The organism is Mumia spirodelae (assembly GCF_050632745.1).
Taxonomy (GTDB): domain Bacteria; phylum Actinomycetota; class Actinomycetes; order Propionibacteriales; family Nocardioidaceae; genus Mumia.
In genome coordinates this window covers 85,514-100,195 of sequence record NZ_JBODSD010000002.1, presented here as the reverse complement: position 1 = coordinate 100,195, position 14,682 = coordinate 85,514, and the positions used below count along the sequence as shown (strand labels likewise).

At 70.6% G+C, this 14,682-nt stretch carries 29 protein-coding genes; 28 read left to right on the top strand and 1 reads right to left on the bottom strand.

Features of this window, described 5'->3' with window-relative positions; translation table 11 throughout:
• Positions 1–14: 14 nt before the first annotated feature.
• From ACQSSQ_RS09995 to ACQSSQ_RS09985, 3 genes are read left to right on the top strand one after another with little or no spacing between them, the layout of a single operon-like run.
• Positions 15–275, top strand: a complete 261-nt coding sequence (locus ACQSSQ_RS09995) for a helix-turn-helix domain-containing protein (RefSeq protein WP_431326927.1) — start codon at positions 15–17, stop codon at positions 273–275.
• Entirely contained in the window at positions 272–493 is a 222-nt protein-coding gene (locus tag ACQSSQ_RS09990) for a helix-turn-helix domain-containing protein (protein ID WP_431326926.1), read from the top strand. Before ACQSSQ_RS09995 ends, ACQSSQ_RS09990 begins: the two co-directional genes overlap by 4 nt.
• Positions 490–1,263 (top strand): BRO-N domain-containing protein, encoded by a 774-nt coding sequence (locus tag ACQSSQ_RS09985; protein ID WP_431326925.1) that lies wholly within the window; start codon positions 490–492, stop codon positions 1,261–1,263. Before ACQSSQ_RS09990 ends, ACQSSQ_RS09985 begins: the two co-directional genes overlap by 4 nt.
• 47 nt (positions 1,264–1,310) lie before the next feature.
• On the opposite strand, the gene ACQSSQ_RS09980 is transcribed toward ACQSSQ_RS09985, so the two are convergent.
• Positions 1,311–1,568, bottom strand: a complete 258-nt coding sequence (locus ACQSSQ_RS09980) for a hypothetical protein (RefSeq protein ID WP_431326924.1) — start codon at positions 1,566–1,568, stop codon at positions 1,311–1,313.
• A gap of 134 nt (positions 1,569–1,702) precedes the next feature.
• On the opposite strand from ACQSSQ_RS09980, the gene ACQSSQ_RS09975 reads away from it, so the two are divergent.
• From ACQSSQ_RS09975 to ACQSSQ_RS09855, 25 genes are all read left to right on the top strand, one after another.
• Positions 1,703–2,146, top strand: coding sequence for a hypothetical protein (locus tag ACQSSQ_RS09975; protein WP_431326923.1), 444 nt, complete (start codon positions 1,703–1,705; stop codon positions 2,144–2,146).
• Positions 2,134–2,694, top strand: coding sequence for a hypothetical protein (locus ACQSSQ_RS09970; RefSeq protein ID WP_431326922.1), 561 nt, complete (start codon positions 2,134–2,136; stop codon positions 2,692–2,694). Before ACQSSQ_RS09975 ends, ACQSSQ_RS09970 begins: the two co-directional genes overlap by 13 nt.
• A gap of 130 nt (positions 2,695–2,824) precedes the next feature.
• Positions 2,825–3,265, top strand: coding sequence for a hypothetical protein (locus tag ACQSSQ_RS09965; protein WP_431326921.1), 441 nt, complete (start codon positions 2,825–2,827; stop codon positions 3,263–3,265).
• A complete protein-coding gene (locus ACQSSQ_RS09960; RefSeq protein WP_431326920.1) occupies positions 3,265–3,561 on the top strand; it encodes a hypothetical protein in 297 nt (98 codons plus the stop codon). Before ACQSSQ_RS09965 ends, ACQSSQ_RS09960 begins: the two co-directional genes overlap by 1 nt.
• Positions 3,558–3,887, top strand: coding sequence for a hypothetical protein (locus tag ACQSSQ_RS09955; RefSeq protein ID WP_431326919.1), 330 nt, complete (start codon positions 3,558–3,560; stop codon positions 3,885–3,887). Before ACQSSQ_RS09960 ends, ACQSSQ_RS09955 begins: the two co-directional genes overlap by 4 nt.
• Positions 3,884–4,120 carry a hypothetical protein gene (locus ACQSSQ_RS09950; RefSeq protein ID WP_431326918.1) on the top strand — a complete coding sequence of 79 codons (237 nt, stop codon included), beginning with the start codon at positions 3,884–3,886 and terminating at the stop codon, positions 4,118–4,120. Before ACQSSQ_RS09955 ends, ACQSSQ_RS09950 begins: the two co-directional genes overlap by 4 nt.
• A 79-nt stretch (positions 4,121–4,199) precedes the next feature.
• A complete protein-coding gene (locus tag ACQSSQ_RS09945) occupies positions 4,200–4,487 on the top strand; it encodes a hypothetical protein (RefSeq protein WP_431326917.1) in 288 nt (95 codons plus the stop codon).
• The gene (locus ACQSSQ_RS09940) at positions 4,484–5,032 is read left to right on the top strand and encodes a hypothetical protein (RefSeq protein WP_431326916.1); all 549 of its coding nucleotides are present in this window, start codon (positions 4,484–4,486) and stop codon (positions 5,030–5,032) included. Before ACQSSQ_RS09945 ends, ACQSSQ_RS09940 begins: the two co-directional genes overlap by 4 nt.
• Entirely contained in the window at positions 5,029–5,406 is a 378-nt protein-coding gene (locus tag ACQSSQ_RS09935; protein ID WP_431326915.1) for a hypothetical protein, read from the top strand. Before ACQSSQ_RS09940 ends, ACQSSQ_RS09935 begins: the two co-directional genes overlap by 4 nt.
• Complete coding sequence (locus ACQSSQ_RS09930) at positions 5,403–5,996, top strand: hypothetical protein (protein ID WP_431326914.1); 594 nt, start codon at positions 5,403–5,405, stop codon at positions 5,994–5,996. Before ACQSSQ_RS09935 ends, ACQSSQ_RS09930 begins: the two co-directional genes overlap by 4 nt.
• The gene (locus tag ACQSSQ_RS09925) at positions 5,993–6,286 is read left to right on the top strand and encodes a DUF1508 domain-containing protein (protein ID WP_431326913.1); all 294 of its coding nucleotides are present in this window, start codon (positions 5,993–5,995) and stop codon (positions 6,284–6,286) included. The genes ACQSSQ_RS09930 and ACQSSQ_RS09925 overlap by 4 nt, the downstream gene beginning before the upstream one ends.
• Complete coding sequence (locus ACQSSQ_RS09920) at positions 6,283–6,903, top strand: hypothetical protein (protein WP_431326912.1); 621 nt, start codon at positions 6,283–6,285, stop codon at positions 6,901–6,903. The genes ACQSSQ_RS09925 and ACQSSQ_RS09920 overlap by 4 nt, the downstream gene beginning before the upstream one ends.
• A complete protein-coding gene (locus ACQSSQ_RS09915) occupies positions 6,900–7,094 on the top strand; it encodes a hypothetical protein (protein ID WP_431326911.1) in 195 nt (64 codons plus the stop codon). The genes ACQSSQ_RS09920 and ACQSSQ_RS09915 overlap by 4 nt, the downstream gene beginning before the upstream one ends.
• Positions 7,091–7,534, top strand: coding sequence for an HNH endonuclease (locus ACQSSQ_RS09910; RefSeq protein ID WP_431326910.1), 444 nt, complete (start codon positions 7,091–7,093; stop codon positions 7,532–7,534). Before ACQSSQ_RS09915 ends, ACQSSQ_RS09910 begins: the two co-directional genes overlap by 4 nt.
• Before the next feature lie 37 nt (positions 7,535–7,571).
• A complete protein-coding gene (locus ACQSSQ_RS09905) occupies positions 7,572–9,308 on the top strand; it encodes a DNA cytosine methyltransferase (protein ID WP_431326909.1) in 1,737 nt (578 codons plus the stop codon).
• Positions 9,305–9,988 carry a hypothetical protein gene (locus ACQSSQ_RS09900; protein ID WP_431326908.1) on the top strand — a complete coding sequence of 228 codons (684 nt, stop codon included), beginning with the start codon at positions 9,305–9,307 and terminating at the stop codon, positions 9,986–9,988. Before ACQSSQ_RS09905 ends, ACQSSQ_RS09900 begins: the two co-directional genes overlap by 4 nt.
• Complete coding sequence (locus tag ACQSSQ_RS09895; RefSeq protein WP_431326907.1) at positions 9,985–10,569, top strand: WhiB family transcriptional regulator; 585 nt, start codon at positions 9,985–9,987, stop codon at positions 10,567–10,569. The genes ACQSSQ_RS09900 and ACQSSQ_RS09895 overlap by 4 nt, the downstream gene beginning before the upstream one ends.
• Positions 10,566–11,663: an RNA ligase gene (locus ACQSSQ_RS09890; protein ID WP_431326906.1), complete on the top strand. Its 1,098-nt coding sequence runs from the start codon at positions 10,566–10,568 to the stop codon at positions 11,661–11,663. The genes ACQSSQ_RS09895 and ACQSSQ_RS09890 overlap by 4 nt, the downstream gene beginning before the upstream one ends.
• The gene (locus ACQSSQ_RS09885; RefSeq protein WP_431326905.1) at positions 11,660–12,559 is read left to right on the top strand and encodes a phosphatase domain-containing protein; all 900 of its coding nucleotides are present in this window, start codon (positions 11,660–11,662) and stop codon (positions 12,557–12,559) included. Before ACQSSQ_RS09890 ends, ACQSSQ_RS09885 begins: the two co-directional genes overlap by 4 nt.
• Complete coding sequence (locus ACQSSQ_RS09880) at positions 12,559–13,023, top strand: hypothetical protein (RefSeq protein WP_431326904.1); 465 nt, start codon at positions 12,559–12,561, stop codon at positions 13,021–13,023. The genes ACQSSQ_RS09885 and ACQSSQ_RS09880 overlap by 1 nt, the downstream gene beginning before the upstream one ends.
• On the top strand, positions 13,013–13,555 hold the full coding sequence (locus ACQSSQ_RS09875) for a hypothetical protein (protein WP_431326903.1): 543 nt from the start codon (positions 13,013–13,015) through the stop codon (positions 13,553–13,555). The genes ACQSSQ_RS09880 and ACQSSQ_RS09875 overlap by 11 nt, the downstream gene beginning before the upstream one ends.
• On the top strand, positions 13,545–13,844 hold the full coding sequence (locus tag ACQSSQ_RS09870) for a hypothetical protein (RefSeq protein ID WP_431326902.1): 300 nt from the start codon (positions 13,545–13,547) through the stop codon (positions 13,842–13,844). Before ACQSSQ_RS09875 ends, ACQSSQ_RS09870 begins: the two co-directional genes overlap by 11 nt.
• A complete protein-coding gene (locus tag ACQSSQ_RS09865) occupies positions 13,792–14,043 on the top strand; it encodes a zinc finger domain-containing protein (protein ID WP_431326901.1) in 252 nt (83 codons plus the stop codon). Before ACQSSQ_RS09870 ends, ACQSSQ_RS09865 begins: the two co-directional genes overlap by 53 nt.
• On the top strand, positions 14,040–14,198 hold the full coding sequence (locus ACQSSQ_RS09860; protein WP_431326900.1) for a hypothetical protein: 159 nt from the start codon (positions 14,040–14,042) through the stop codon (positions 14,196–14,198). Before ACQSSQ_RS09865 ends, ACQSSQ_RS09860 begins: the two co-directional genes overlap by 4 nt.
• Entirely contained in the window at positions 14,198–14,602 is a 405-nt protein-coding gene (locus ACQSSQ_RS09855) for a hypothetical protein (protein ID WP_431326899.1), read from the top strand. The genes ACQSSQ_RS09860 and ACQSSQ_RS09855 overlap by 1 nt, the downstream gene beginning before the upstream one ends.
• Positions 14,603–14,682 lie beyond the last annotated feature (80 nt).

Below are 14,682 nucleotides of genomic sequence, written 5' to 3'. Positions count from 1 at the left end.
GGTAGAAAGTACTCATGCCCCCCACTCCACCCCCAGCCATCAGTCCGAAGGTGGCTACCGCAAAAGCGGTAACGGTCGAGCTGGCGCGCCGCGGCCTCAGCCAGTCCTGGCTCGCGAATCAGATCAGCATGTCGGAGAACACGCTCTCGGCGCGGATGACCGGCCGCAAGGCGTTCGACGTCGCCGAGCTCGACCTGATCGCCACTGCGTTCGGCCTCTCGATCTTCGAGTTCATGCGCATCGCCGAGGACGAGGCAACTCGGAGCGCCGCATGATCAACGTCCTCACCACGTCCCAGGTCGCCGAGCGGCTCGCCATGACCGAAGACTACGTTCGCCGGCAATGCGAGTCCGGCGCGCTGCGCGCGGTGAAGCTCGGGAACCGGTGGCGAATCACCGAGGCCGCCCTCGAGCAGTTCCTCGCCGGCAATGCCCCCGCAGCTCAGCCTCGTGCTGAGCGGTTGAGCGCGCGCCAGCGGAGGCGGTCGGCATGACCGCCCTCGACCTCTTCCGCTACGACGAGCACCAGGTACGCGTTGTGGTCCGTGACGGCGATCCCTGGTTCGTGCTCGCCGACGTGTGCAGCGTGCTCGACCTGACCAACCCCACGATGGTCGCGGGCCGGCTCAGGGTCGATGACCTAAGTACTGCTGAGGTCATCGACTCGATGGGCCGGACCCAGACCGCGCGGATCGTGAGCGAGTCCGGGCTGTACGCGGTGATCTTCCAGAGCCGTAAGCCTGAAGCGCTCGCGTTCCAGGATTGGGTCACCCACGACGTCATCCCGGCGATTCGCCGTACGGGATCGTACGGCGCACCGGTCGGCATCTCGTTCGAGGAGATGACGGCGCAGGTGATCGCCGGACTCCAGGACCGCATTGCCGCGGCCCAGGAGCGAGCGAAGGCGCTCGAGGCCCCGGCCGCGGCGTGGAACGGACTCGCGGCGGCCGATGGGGACTTCACCGTCTCCGACGCGGCGAAGGTCCTCGCCCGCGGCGGCATCGAGACCGGGCCCCGGAAGCTCTACGCCTGGCTCGACGACCACGGATGGATCTTCCGCCGCGGCGGACGCTGGCAGGCGAAGCAGACCGCCGTCAACGCCGGCCTCCTCGTCGAGCGCGTCACCTCGGGCTACTTCGACGAGCACACCGGCGAGCGCAAGCAGGCCGACCCGCAGGTCCGCGTGACCCCGAAGGGCCTCGAGCGCCTGCGGGAGCTCATCGGAGGTCAGGGACTCGCCGTCATCGACGGGGAGGCGTCATGACGAGCCCGTACATCGAGCAGCTCGCCCGCCACCGGCCGAAGCGGTGGCTACTCGGGCAGTCGCAGCTCGAGTTCTTCGACGTCGTCGGCCAGGCCGAGCAGTGCGCGGCCGATCTTGACCGAGAGCTGCATCGCGGCGATCGCGTCGGCCTGAGCGTTCAGCGCCTGCTGGTACACGTTCGCGATCGCGTGCTCGACGGGGGCCGTCGGCGTTCCGCTCTGGAGAAGCGCGTCCGACTCCTTCCAGTGGAGCGCATGCTCCCTGGCCCGTTCCTCGATCTCGTCCAGCGCGTGTCGCAGTTCCATCGCCGAACCGTACCGAGCGGCGGGATCACGCCGCAGGAGAACGGCGACCCCTCGCCCTGAGATCTCCTCGCCCCGTTTCCCCCGGCGGGGCGAGGTCAGACCCACCCATCCATCACCCACCGCAGGAGCACTCCATGCTTCGCTCCACCGGCGCCGTGGTCGGCGCCATCCTCGGCGGCCTGGCCGCCATCGCCCTCGCCCTCGTGGTCGGGGTCTACGGGTTCGGCTGGTTCTCCCAGCAGTCCGCCGGCTTCCGAGGCGAGACCTCGAAGCGGAACCTCGTCGAGGCCAACGGTGCGTACCGGATCGCCGCGTACGACTCGTTCTTCGACCGCTGCGCGTCCGTCCAGGCGACCGAGGATTCCATCCGCGTGCAGCTTGAGGAGATGGCGACCGCCAGCCCCGAGCGCAAGCAGCAGATCGCCGCGAACGTCACCGCGTCCCGCGCGGTCCGGGCCCAGGCGATCCGCCGCTACAACACCGACGCCGCGAAGACCTACACCTCCGGCCAGTTTCTCTCCTCCGACCTCCCCTACCAGCTCGACATCAACGCCAAGGAGACCTCATGCACCGCCTGACCCGCCCGCTCACGATCCTCTTCGCCGCGATCGCCGTCGCGCTCACGCTCTCCGCGTGCGACACCACGACGAGCGCCACACAGAAGGAGGACACGGCCCGCCAGCACACGTACTCGACGCTCACGTCGAAGCAGCCCGCCGCGAGCATGGGCTACTCCCCCACACGGGAGACGAAGAACCGCTGGATCAAGACGTGGGACGACCCATCGAAGCTGTCGTACGTCTACCTGCTCAACGCCGCCGGCGACACCATCGGCTACTACGTGCTCACGGGCCTGCCGGTGTCGTACTGCACCAGCCTGATCCCCCCGTACACGTGGGTCGACCGTCCTGGTGACGGCTCGTCGGAGAAGGTGCAGGCGCCCGCGCCGTCGGTCGACGGAACGTACTCCTCCGGCTCGAACTGCGCCGTCTTCTACGGCTTCGACGCCACCTCTGGCGCGTACATCGAGTACACGACCGGCCAAGGCATCAACGCCCTCGTCTACGACCAGCCGCTCCCCCGCTTCAAGGACGCGGAGCCGCTCGGTCAGGCACGTCAGAAGTAGCACCTCGGACCCGGCGGGTGCGCGCTGCCGAAACAGGACCGCGCACCCGCCGAGCACCAGACGCAGCACGACCGCGGCACACCTTCACGCACGCCGCGGCCGCAACCACTACCAGAAGGGTACGACACCCATGGACACAACCACGCTCATCCAGGCGTCGGCGAAGGTCGTCACGATCACCGAGCTGAAGCCGGGCGACGTCTACAAGCGCGTCGACGACGCGTACGGCGGCACGAAGCTGATCTTCGGGATCGTCCGCGACGTCATGAACAACGGCACCGACGCTGCCTTCACGGCGCTCGAGGTCGAGTCGGGTTATCAGCCGACGCCAACGGTGAAGGTCTTCAAGGCTGGGGCGAGCCTGTCGCTGTTCGCAGCCCGACCGGACGAGGTGTCGGCGCATCTGGTCGACGTGCAGATGGCCGCCGCACGCCGGGTCGCCGACGCCGAGCGTGCCCTGACAACGGCTCACGAGGCGTTTGACGCGGTCGTCGCGATCCGCGACGACATCTCGCGGGGCCACGAGCTCACCCCGGCGACCACCGGCGCGATCGATGGGCAGGTGGCGTGATGCAGGCCGCCGTCATCGAGCTCTACCCGTCTCGGGCGGAGCGCGCCCAGTACACCGCGAACCCCGCTCACAAGGTCGTCGGTCGTCTCGACCTGTCGCCCGAGGTCGGGATCGCCTTCCCGATCGACCGCGGTCTGGTGCGCGACCGGATCCGCGATCGCCGCGCCGCCGTCGACTACCTCGAGTCGCTCGCGGCCGCTACCGCGCAGGCGATCGCGCACATCACCGGCGAGGACGTGTGCGTCTACGCCAGGCACGCCGGCGCCGACCGCATCGACACGGAGGTCACCCGATGACGCACGTCCACCCATCCGGTTTCCTCGCCGACGGCACACCGGCGCTGCGGCACGCCGACTGGGCAACCTGCCGCTGCGACGGCCGTACGACCTGGTGCGCGATCTGCGAAGGCCGCGACCTGCAGCTCGAGGCAGTCGCCGAGGCCGTCGGCATGCCGGTCGACCGTGAGGGACACCCCTCGCGACTCGCCCCGGTGATGGCCATGACCGTGCCGCCCCGGCCGCGCATCGACTGGGTGAACGTCGCGACGTGGTCGTGGGTCGCTGCGGTGGCCGTCGGCACGGCGGTGTTGCTCGCGGTGGTCGTGGCGGGCTGGCTGTCGTGAGCGCGCTCGCTGCGGAGAAGCGACCGCCCCGGTTCAGCACGACGGTCAACATCGACTACGTCGACGTGGACGTCGACGCCTCCGAGCTCGAGGAAGCGGGCTGGGTGTACGTCGGCGAAGGCCACCCGACCACCGACTCGCTCATCGACGTCATCCGCCGTGCACACGACGACGAGCACGACGGCCCGCTGCGGTGGTGCCAGCACACCGTCTGCAAGGCGGTGGCAACGTGATCGGCCGCGTCGTGTTCGCGGTCCTCGCGTCACAGCGCGCCTGCACGGTCGGCGAGTACTTCCTCGGGCGGGGCTGGCGGTGGCCGCGATGAAGCCCGGCCGGTACGCCCGCCTGACCCGCGCGGTGACGGACGCCGTGCCGATGCTCGCCCCCCGCGAGCGGCAGCTCCTCCAGGCACTCATCTCCGAGCACCGCCAGCAGGAGATCGCTCTCGGACGCGTCCGGACCCTGGCCGAGTCGTACCGCCAGCGCGCGGTCGACCTCCGCGCGATCTCGACCACCGACCCCGGCGTGTGCCTCCGAGCGTCCCAGCTCGAGAACGTCACCTCCGACCTCACCCACGCCCTCACAGGAGCAGCCCGATGAACCGACTCACCACCGTCCTCACTGCCGCCGCGCTGGTCGTCGGTGTCGGCGGCGCTGCCCGAGCCGACGCTCCCGAGCAGCCCGTCTGCTACCGCACCGACTCCGGCTGGTCGCTGGTGTCATACGACCAGGCGACCGAGCTCGGCGCCGCCCTCGGCACCGGCGTGATGCCCCTCAACGGGTCGTGCCAGGCGCTCGCCGGCGGCGCGCTCGTCCTCACCCCCGTCGACCCGGTCGACCCTCCGGAGGCGAAGCCGGCCGCGCTCCCGCTCGTCCGCTACGTCGAGCCGACGTGCCGCCGCCCGCGGGGCCGGGTGACCGTCGAGTTCGTCGCCCCAGGCGTACGGTTCATCGGCACCCGCGGCATGAACGCGCAGCACGAGTACAGCCTCAAGCAGTTCCGGAAGAAGCGGTTCAAGCCGGGCGCCGAGATCCAGTGGTACGCCGAGTCGCGGCCCGGCCACTACATCCTCGTCGGTGACTCCTCGGCGTCGTCGTTCGGGGAGTCGCACCGCTTCGCGAAGCCGCGGGGGTGCAAGCGATGAACGAGATGGCCGAGGCGATCCGCCGCCAGATGGACCAGGCGCACGAATCGATGATGGTCGACCGCAACGGCTGGACCGACCAGCAGTGGGTCGAGGATGCGAAGCACCTCATGGACCACGTCGACGGCGCGGTCACGTCCCTGCTGAACGGACACGCTCACGCGCTGATCCGGCTCGCCCTTCCCAGGCTGATCGAGACGCCCGCCGAACGTGCGGCGCTCCCCCGCGAGACCGTCGTCCGCAGCGCCGGCGGCACCATCGCCTGCCGCTACGACGACGCCTCCGGCTTCGTGTTTGGCATGTCCTCGCCCATCAAGTGGAGTGACCTCGGACTGCCGCTCACCGTCCTCTGGGATCCGGAGGCCGACCGATGACGGACATCGACTTCGCCGATCTGCGCGCGAAGGCGCAGGCTGCACCGAACACAACCGCAGCGAGCATCGCGGCAAGGCCGAAGATCCTCCTCGCGCTGCTGGACCGCCTGGAACGCAGCGAGGCTGCCGTCGCGCGGGCGCGGGCCGCGGCGGAGGTCGACGTCACGCGGGACCGGTGCGCGCACGCCATCCTCGCGGCTCTCGACGACGGACCGCACGTCCTGCCCGACGTGGGGACGGTGGCGCGGGCGCTCGCTGAGCGTGACGTGATGTTCGAGACCTACACCGAAGAGCTGCAGCGGTCGTGCGTTGAGGCATGGCTGCCCGAGGCCACCACCGTCCTCGCCCTGTTCTCCGAGCAGCCGACCGTGGACGCGGTGAAGCGCGACGCGCTCGATCCGGTGGTCGACCACATCAACCAGCGGCCCGAGTACGTCCAGGCGCTTCGCAACACGAGGGGTGACGGCGACCAGGCTGACTACTGGCGCTGGCAGGGGCACGCCGAGGCCCGCCGCCAGCTCGCCGCGAAGCTCGGCCTTCCCGTGCCACACGAGTCCTCCGACCGCATCGAGCGGGAGGCGAGCCGATGATCGCGCGCTTGGACCGTCTCGTGTTCTACCGCGGCTACGACCGCCTGAGGTTCGACAGCCGGGGCAAAGTGCTCGGCCACGTCCCTGACTGGCGGTGGCGTTACGTCGCCGCGAACGGGAACGTGCTCGCGGTCTCGTCGGAGGGCTACCGCAAGCGCATCGACGCGGTGAAGTGCGCGGCCCGGGTCACAGGCCACGGCATCGACTACCTGCGGCCGGCGGTCGACGAGGCCGCACGAACGGCGGTCGTGGTCGAGACGGTCAGCGTCCGCGTGGAGGTCGTCAAATGAGGTACACCGTCCGCCCCATCAGCGACCGCACCCCGTTCACCGGGAAGCACCGCCGCTCGGCGTTCGACTCGACCTGGACGTCGACCCAGCAGCTCCTCGAGCGCGAGGTCAAGATGCTCGACGGCCGCGACCTCGTCGTCGAGTGCGACGTCACCGAATCCCAGATCCGCATCGACGGCGGCCTGTACGCCAACGCCCGACCGACCTCGCCCGCGGTGCGGGTCGCGTTCACGTCGAAGCACGGGCCGCTGACGTACGCCACGGACCGCTTCGACAGCTGGCAGGACAACGTCCGCGCGATCGCCCTGTCGCTCGAAGCGCTCCGCCGCGTCGACCGCTACGGCGTGTCCGAGCACGGCGAGCAGTACACCGGCTGGAAGCAGCTCCCCGCCGGGACCGCGATGCCCGCCTCACACATGACCCACGACGAGGCATGGCGCGTGATCGACAAGGCGCTCGGCTTCAAGCTCAGCGCCGACGAGCGCGCCGACACCAACGAGGCCAGGGCGGCGTACCACCTCGCGCGACGACGCGTTCACCCCGACCGCAACGGCGGAGACCGCACCGCCTGGGACCAGGTCGAGGCCGCCGCGAAGGTGCTGGGGGTGCTGTCGTGAGCGCCGCGTACGTGCGCAGCCGCTACGCCGTGGACTACAAGGTCGGCGACCGTCTCGTCGTCGACGGCCGCGCGGGGACGCTCGCCTCGTTCCCCGACCAGTACCTCGGCGTCCGCTTCGACGGCGAGACCCGTACGAGTCGCTGCCACCCGACGTGGCGCGTCTCGCGCGAGAGCGGCGGTGCTTCATGACTGCCGTCCCGACCGCGGTCCGGCAGGACGTGTACGACCGTGACGCTCACCGGTGTGTCCGCTGCGGCAAGGGCGGGCAGCTGACGATCCAGCATCGGATCGGTCGCGGCATGGGCGGCACCCGGGACCCGAAGGTCGCGGCCGTGTCAAACCTCCTCGCCCTGTGCGGCTCCGGGACGACCGGCTGCCACGGCTGGGTCGAGCACCACCCCATCCTCGCGGACGCGCACGGGTGGTCTGCCCCGAGGCGAGCGACCACGACCGCGTGGGCCGTCTACAGCTGGCGCGGCTGGATCGCGCTCAGCGACGACTACGGCGTCGATGCTGTCGACCCGCCCGGCCCGGACACAGACCAGGGCATCGCCCTCGCGTCATGCGGCTGCGACTGCGGATGCCTCACCCCACCCCGCCACCAGCTCCACGGAGAGGGCCCGATGTGACCGCCCTCCACTCCCCCGACATCGAAGGAGGCCGCGCGTGAGCGCCAACCTCACCATGACCGACCTGTTCTGCGGAGCAGGTGGCAGCTCGACCGGCGCGATCTCCGTGCCCGGCGTCCAGGTTCGCCTCGCCGCGAACCACTGGGACCTCGCGATCGAGACCCACAACGCGAACCACCCCGACACCGACCACCTGCAGGCCGACATCTCCCAGACCGATCCCCGCTACATCCCGGCCACCGACATCCTCTGGGCGTCGCCGGAGTGCACCAACCACTCGCGGGCGAAGGGTCGCCGGCAGATCTTCCAGGCCGACCTGTTCGGCGACACCCTGCCCGACGAGGCCGCCGAGCGCTCCCGCGCGACGATGTGGGACGTCGTCCGCTTCGCCGAGGCGCACCACTACCGCGCGATCCTCGTCGAGAACGTCGTCGAGGTCGTCGACTGGTCCTCGCCGCACGGGGTCCGTGGCGGCCTGTTCCAGGCGTGGCTGTCGGCGATGCACGCGATGGGCTACGACCACACCCTGATCTCGCTCAACAGCATGCACGCCCAGGCCGGCGGGCTCCCGGCGCCGCAGTCGCGCGACCGCGTGTACGTGGCGTTCTGGCGACGCGGCGAGCGGCGCCCGGACTTCGAGCGGATGCAGCGCCCGAAGGCGTACTGCCCGACGTGCGACCAGCTGGTCGATGCGATGCAGGTCTTCAAGAAGTCCGGCACGAAGGTCGGCCGCTACCGGTCGCAGTACGTCTACCGCTGCCCGAACATCACCTGCCGAAACCAGGTCGTCGAGCCGGGCTGGCTGCCCGCCGCGACGATCATCGACTGGTCGAACCGCGGCCAGCGGATCGGCGACCGCGACAAGCCGCTCGCCGAGAAGACGATGCGCCGGATCCAGGTCGGCATCGAGCGCTACTGGTCGCCGATCGCCGTCGAGCACGGCGGCAACCAGTACGACGCCGCCGACCCGAAGCACCCCGGCTACGGCGACCCCAGCTCGTACTACCGGGCGTGGCCGGTCGACGAGGTGCTCCGCACGATGCACACCCGGGAGTCGAAGGCGATCGCGTACGCGCCGGTGATGGTGCCGGTCGAGGGCCGCGACGGGAAGCATCCGACGAGCTCGGTCGACGCGCTCCGTACGGCGACGACCCGCAATGAGTCGGGGTGGGCGTTCCACCCGGCGTTCATCGCCGAGCTGCGGGGCGGCGGGTCGACCGCCCGCCGGGCGTCGGACGCTCTGTCGACCGTCACCGCGTCGGGCAACCACCACGCGCTGATCACGACGTACTACGGCAACGGCGGGGTCCGCCCGGCCGACGAGGCTCTCGCGACAGTCACGACGCTCGAGCGGCACGCGCTCGTCGTTCCGGCCGGCGGCACGTGGAACGACGACGCCCGGCCGACCGCCGAGGTGCTGCGCTCGCTCACGACCCGCGAGGCGTACGGACTCCTGATGAGGAACAACGGCAGCAGGGGCGACGGCGCCGAGATGACGACCCCGGTCGACGAGCCCGCGCGGACGATGACGACCAGCGGGCACCAGTCGCTCCTCGCCGCCGACCGCCCGACCGTCGACATCGCCGACGTCCACTTCCGAATGCTCGAGCCCGACGAGATCAAGCAGGCCATGGCGTTCCCCGCCGACTACGTGATGCGCGGCAACCGCCGCGAGCAGGTCAAGCAGTCCGGCAACGCCGTCACCCCGCCCGCGGCCCGCGACCTCATCGGCGCCGTCGTCGCCGCCATCACCGGAGAGGACGTGGCGGCATGATCATCCGTGGATCAGCGACCGCCGCCGTGATGGGCGGCGACTACGACCGCCAGCTCCCGATCGGGAAGCGAGGCGCCACCCGGTACGCCGACCACAGCGTGCGAGCGACACCGTGCACCGGCTGCAAGCGCAACACCAAGCCGGCCGACAAGGACCAGGCGGGTCGCTGCGGAACCTGCGCGGAGCGGGCACGCCGCGCCGTACCCAGCGTCGAGGAGGTGCCCCCGGCCCCCGCGATCGTGCCTGCGCCCCGCCCGAAGCGGACCCGCACGCCGAAAGCGAAGGCACGCCCCGCACCGCCCCGGGAGCGCCGTGCCCCGCGACTGCGCCCGATCGACGCCGACGCCGTCGTCGCCGCCTACGCCGAGCGCTCGATCGACAACATCGCCGCCGACATCCAGGTCAGCGCACGCAGGGTCCGCGAGACCCTCATCGCCGCCGGCGTCCCGATCCGACCCAGCGGGACACGGATCAAGCCCGGCACCACCCGCCGCTCACGGACCTTCGACGCCGGCGCGGCCGTCGCCGCCTACCGGGACGGCAACGGGATCGGCGCCATCGCGAAGAAGCTCCGCGTCGGCAAGGCCCGCGTCCGCGACGCCGTACTCCAAGCCGGGCTCGAGATCCGCCCCGAGGGCGGCATCCCCGGCCGCCCCCGCACCAGGAAGGACGCAGCATGACCACCATGACCGCGGCCGCGTGCCGCCGACACGACCCCGAACTGTTCTTCTCCGACCTGCCATCCGCCAAGGACGAGGCAAAGCGCGTCTGCCTCGGCTGCCTGCTCCGGGAGGCGTGCCTCACCGGTGCGCTCGCCCGCAACGAGCCGGCCGGTGTGTGGGGTGGCCTCACCGCCGACGAGCGGCTGCTCATCGCGACCCGCGACGGGATGCGCCGCACCACCGCGCAGCGCCACAACCTCGACACCGACGCCGTCCTCGCAGCCATCGCCGCCGGGCAGCCGATGACCAAGGTCGCCAAACGGTTCGGCGTCCACCAGAGCGTGATCCGCGCGGTCCGTGACGAAGCTGGCGACACCGCGCGCCAGGTTCAGGCGCCGCGGACCGCCGCCACCGACCTCCCCGCCGAGGAGATCGCGGCCGCGTACGCCGCCGGCGCGACGCTGCACCAGCTCGAGTCGAGGTACCACGCGGCCCCGAAGACGATCCGGAAGGCGATCGTCTCCCAGGGCGGAGCGATCCGCCCCCGATCGATCGGTCCCCGCCCCACGATCCACGGCCCAAGGCCGGTGACCGTGTGAGCACCGAGAGCTTGACCCTCGACCAGATCCTCGACGTCGCCGACCTCTCGGTCGCGATCAAGGACGGATACGTCCGCGAGCGCGAGCACCCCGACGACCCGGACCTGGTGATCCTGAACTACGCCGAGAAGGCGCAGTACGAGCGCGTCTGGACGCCCGTCACCCGAGCCTGTCGTGGGCTGATCGTGCGGAAGAGCACCGGCGTCGTGCTCGCGCGGCCGTGGGAGAAGTTCTTCAACTACGGGGAGCACCCCGTCGACGCCCTCGACCTGGACGCGTCCGCCGAGGTCACCGACAAGATGGACGGCTCGCTGGGGATCCTGTACCCCGCTCCGGACGGGTGGGCGATCGCGACGCGCGGATCGTTCACGTCTGAGCAGGCGGTCCACGCGACCGCGCTGCTCCGCCGGGAGTACCTCGAGCATTGGTCGCCGCTCCCGGGGCTGACGTACCTGTTCGAGATCGTCTACCCGTCGAACCGGATCGTCCTCGACTACGCCGGCCTCGACGACCTCGTGCTCCTCGGCACCCGCCACATCTCGACCGGGTACACCTTTGGCCCGACATCGTTTCCGTGGGACGGGCCGCGTACCACGACGTACCCCGAGTCGACGCTGCGCGAAGCCCTCGCGCGGGCTCCGCGGTCGAACGCCGAAGGGCTCGTCGTACGGCGCCGCATCGCCGGGCTGATGGTGAAGATCAAGCAGGACGACTACGTGCGCCTGCACAAGCTCGTCACCGGCCTGTCGGAGCGGGCGGTGTGGGAGCACCTCGCCGCCCACGGCGGATCGTACGACGCTCTTCTGGCGTCGGTGCCCGACGAGTTCCACGGCTGGGTCCGTGACCACGCCGAAGCGCTGATCGACCGCCACGAGGACATCGTCGGCCGCGCGCACGCCGAGCACCACCACCTCCTCGAGTGGCTCGGCGACGACTTCGAACGCAAGCAGTACGCCCTCGCCTGCGCCGACAACCCGCTCAAGGGCCTCATGTTCCACCTGCTCGACGGCCGCGACATCACGCCGGTCGTCTGGAAGCAGATCCGTCCCGTCGGGGCCAACCCGATGCGCCACATCTCGGAGGACGTCGCATGACCACCCTGCTCATCACCCGCGGCTACCCCGGCTCGGGGAAGACCACCGCCGCCCGCGACTGGGTCGCCCGCGAGCCGCACCAGCGGACCCGCGTCAACCGTGACGACCTCCGACGCAGCCTGTTCGGGGTCTCCCACGGCCTGTTCCACGACCAGGAGAAGACCGTCACTCGCGTCGAGTTCGCCATGGTCCGCTCCCTGCTGCGCGCCGGCCGGGACGTCGTCGTCGACGACACGAACCTCCGGCTGAGGTTCGCCCGCGACTGGTGCGACCTCGCCACCGCCCTGGGCGCCGACTTCGAGGTCCTCGACGTCACCACCGACGTCGAGCAGTGCGTGAAGAACGACGCCGCCCGACCGGAGCCGGTCGGCGAGCAAATCGTCCGCGGGTTCGCCGCCCGCTACCGGATGCCGTGGCCCAAGGTCCACCCCACCGAGCGGACCGCCGACGCAGCCGCTCCGGACATCTACGTGCCAGACGAGACGCGCCCCGAGGCCTGGATCGTCGACGTCGACGGCACCCTCGCCCTGATGGGCGACCGCAGCCCGTTCGACTGGACGAGGGTCGCCGAGGACCGACCGAACACCGCGGTGATCCAGCTCGCCCAGACCCTCCACGACGCCGGCTACGTCCTGATCGTGATGTCCGGTCGCAGTGAGGAGTGCCGCACCGCCACGAAGGCGTGGCTCGACGAGCACCTCGACGGGTACGCCGAGCTCCACATGCGCGCCGCCGGTGACAACCGGCCCGACCGGATCGTGAAGGCCGAGCTCTTCGACACCCACCTACGCCACCGGTGGAACGTCCGCGGTGTCCTCGACGACCGAACCCAGGTCGTACGGATGTGGCGGGCGATGGGCCTCACCTGCCTCCAGGTCGCCCCCGGGGACTTCTGATGAGCAACTTCGAGCCCGCCCGGCTGTACCTCTGGGACCGCGCCGGCGAGACGTGGGGCGTGTACGGGTTCGAGCACGTCGGGCCAGCGTGCGCGCCGTTCGAGGAGGTCGCTCGGTTCTTCCCCGACCGCCCCGGTGTGACGAACCCCCGCCGCGCCATCGTGCTGGACCCCCAGGACGAGGACGTGCAGGCGTTCGTGCAAGTCGCGTTGGCGGTCGGCTCGTCGTCAGCGGTGGCTGTCAACCTCGCGCGCAAGATCGCCGCCCAGAGCACCCCGCCCAAGCCGCCGATGGAGGAGCCGCAGGAGTGGGGCGCGAAGGTCACCGACGACCGTGCGGACTGGATTCGCGTCCACGGGTCCGATGTCCGCAAGGGCTGGTACGCGCCCGCTGATGTCGTTTGGGACGACTGGGCCAGCATGCTCAACCCCCGTCCGTACGAGGGGGTGCGTGATGGCGACTGACCGCCGCACGAAGCGTCGCTTCGCGCACGAGCTCTACCCCCACCCCGGCGAGGGCGTGGTGCAGCCGCTCGCCGAAGCGGTCCCGTACCTCTACGCGCTCGCGATCGGCTTCGAGATCTGGGGCACCGACTGGCACGACCTGTGGAGGCCTGAGCATAAGGAGACCGAGCCTGACCGTGAGCCGCTGTCGCGACGCCTGGCCGTCGCACGCACACTCCGGCTGATCGACGCCCGGTCGGCTGCCCTGCACGCTGACGCGCTGCTCCAGGGCCTGACTGGCGAGGAAGCGTGGCGGTGGGCCGAGACCCGCGCCAGGGATGAGGAAGGCGGGACCGTGTACGACCGCGCCGTTCACTACGGCGTCCCGGTCGAGCGGATCAAGCCGTACCCCGTCGTCGAGGAGCCGGATCACCACAACCACGTCGAGGAGCCCGACGCGCACGGGTGGCGCATCTCCACCCGCGTCGTCGGCAAGGAGTCGGAGTGCCCCGAGTGCACGGAGCCCATCGAGGGGGTCTCTGATGGTGACTGACCGCGAGGCACTGGAGGAGGCGCGCACGCGCTTTCTCTCCGAGCTGGACCACTGGAAGGCGGGCCAGCGATCCGGCATCGAGATCGTCGCTGCGCTCGCCGCCCACGATCGCGAGGTCCGCGAGGCGACGAAGAAGGGGATCGCGGAGGCGATCGAGGCGAGGGTGAACGCCGAAAGCTACGGAACGACGTCCGGGATTGCGTGGGTCGGCGGGTGGCAATCAGCCACGTCTGAGCATGCCCGCATCGCCCGCGGGTGGGAGCCGGCCGGGGGTGCGTCTCATGGTTGACGTCCGGCACACCGTCGACTGCCCTGTGACGTACTGCCAGGCACGACCGGGGCAGTCGTGCATCACGATCGAGGGCGGTCCGCGGCGGTGGCCGCACGACGAGCGTGAGCGGGTCGCGAGCGCCGTCACGCGGGGTGCGGCCGCTGGCCGGAAGGCCGCACAGGACGCGCTCCGTGCCGCGCTGGGAGATGAGCCGTGAGCGACCTGACCATCCTCCGCGACCACGCCCGGTCGATGGCCGTGCGCGGCGGCAAGGACGCGCCGCTGTGGACGCAGATCGCCGACGAGATCGACCACTACCTCACCGAGCCCGACACCCCGGGGCTCTTCGACGACGAAGGAGGGGCCACCTGATGGCGCTCCCGTGGGTCCGTCTGGACTCCCACATCGCCTCCCACGACAAGGTCCTGGCGCTGCTCGCGGACCCCTCGTCGAAGCGCTGGCAGGCCGCGTTCTCGTACGTTTCGGCGCTCGGATGGTCCGGTTCGCAGGGCACCGAGGGCCAGATTCCGGCGACGGCGCTGCCGTTCGTGCACGGAACCACGGTCACTGCGCGCCTCCTGGTGAAGCACCAGCTGTGGGACGAAGTCGGGCCCGGGCAGGGGTGGGTGATCCGGAACTACCTCGAGCGGCAGATGTCGAACGAGGCGTTCGAAGCCCTGCAATCACGGCGCCAGATGGGTGCGGAGAAGGGCGGCTGCCGGAAGAACCACGGGCCCGACTGCTGGCAGAACGGCAGGTGCACGCGTGCTGCCTGAACGCACTGCGTCCAGGCACTGCCTCTACGCAGTGCCATACGGACGGACGAACGAACTAAGAACAGTGGCTGAGGCAGATC

Coding starts and splice junctions, on each gene's coding strand:
- ACQSSQ_RS09995 (WP_431326927.1), top strand. CDS start 15: ATGCCCCCCACTCCACCCCCAGCCATCAGTCCGAAGGTGGCTACCGCA.
- ACQSSQ_RS09990 (WP_431326926.1), top strand. CDS start 272: ATGATCAACGTCCTCACCACGTCCCAGGTCGCCGAGCGGCTCGCCATG.
- ACQSSQ_RS09985 (WP_431326925.1), top strand. CDS start 490: ATGACCGCCCTCGACCTCTTCCGCTACGACGAGCACCAGGTACGCGTT.
- ACQSSQ_RS09980 (WP_431326924.1), bottom strand. CDS start 1,568: ATGGAACTGCGACACGCGCTGGACGAGATCGAGGAACGGGCCAGGGAG.
- ACQSSQ_RS09975 (WP_431326923.1), top strand. CDS start 1,703: ATGCTTCGCTCCACCGGCGCCGTGGTCGGCGCCATCCTCGGCGGCCTG.
- ACQSSQ_RS09970 (WP_431326922.1), top strand. CDS start 2,134: ATGCACCGCCTGACCCGCCCGCTCACGATCCTCTTCGCCGCGATCGCC.
- ACQSSQ_RS09965 (WP_431326921.1), top strand. CDS start 2,825: ATGGACACAACCACGCTCATCCAGGCGTCGGCGAAGGTCGTCACGATC.
- ACQSSQ_RS09960 (WP_431326920.1), top strand. CDS start 3,265: ATGCAGGCCGCCGTCATCGAGCTCTACCCGTCTCGGGCGGAGCGCGCC.
- ACQSSQ_RS09955 (WP_431326919.1), top strand. CDS start 3,558: ATGACGCACGTCCACCCATCCGGTTTCCTCGCCGACGGCACACCGGCG.
- ACQSSQ_RS09940 (WP_431326916.1), top strand. CDS start 4,484: ATGAACCGACTCACCACCGTCCTCACTGCCGCCGCGCTGGTCGTCGGT.
- ACQSSQ_RS09935 (WP_431326915.1), top strand. CDS start 5,029: ATGAACGAGATGGCCGAGGCGATCCGCCGCCAGATGGACCAGGCGCAC.
- ACQSSQ_RS09930 (WP_431326914.1), top strand. CDS start 5,403: ATGACGGACATCGACTTCGCCGATCTGCGCGCGAAGGCGCAGGCTGCA.
- ACQSSQ_RS09925 (WP_431326913.1), top strand. CDS start 5,993: ATGATCGCGCGCTTGGACCGTCTCGTGTTCTACCGCGGCTACGACCGC.
- ACQSSQ_RS09920 (WP_431326912.1), top strand. CDS start 6,283: ATGAGGTACACCGTCCGCCCCATCAGCGACCGCACCCCGTTCACCGGG.
- ACQSSQ_RS09910 (WP_431326910.1), top strand. CDS start 7,091: ATGACTGCCGTCCCGACCGCGGTCCGGCAGGACGTGTACGACCGTGAC.
- ACQSSQ_RS09900 (WP_431326908.1), top strand. CDS start 9,305: ATGATCATCCGTGGATCAGCGACCGCCGCCGTGATGGGCGGCGACTAC.
- ACQSSQ_RS09895 (WP_431326907.1), top strand. CDS start 9,985: ATGACCACCATGACCGCGGCCGCGTGCCGCCGACACGACCCCGAACTG.
- ACQSSQ_RS09885 (WP_431326905.1), top strand. CDS start 11,660: ATGACCACCCTGCTCATCACCCGCGGCTACCCCGGCTCGGGGAAGACC.
- ACQSSQ_RS09880 (WP_431326904.1), top strand. CDS start 12,559: ATGAGCAACTTCGAGCCCGCCCGGCTGTACCTCTGGGACCGCGCCGGC.
- ACQSSQ_RS09875 (WP_431326903.1), top strand. CDS start 13,013: ATGGCGACTGACCGCCGCACGAAGCGTCGCTTCGCGCACGAGCTCTAC.
- ACQSSQ_RS09870 (WP_431326902.1), top strand. CDS start 13,545: ATGGTGACTGACCGCGAGGCACTGGAGGAGGCGCGCACGCGCTTTCTC.
- ACQSSQ_RS09865 (WP_431326901.1), top strand. CDS start 13,792: ATGCCCGCATCGCCCGCGGGTGGGAGCCGGCCGGGGGTGCGTCTCATG.
- ACQSSQ_RS09855 (WP_431326899.1), top strand. CDS start 14,198: ATGGCGCTCCCGTGGGTCCGTCTGGACTCCCACATCGCCTCCCACGAC.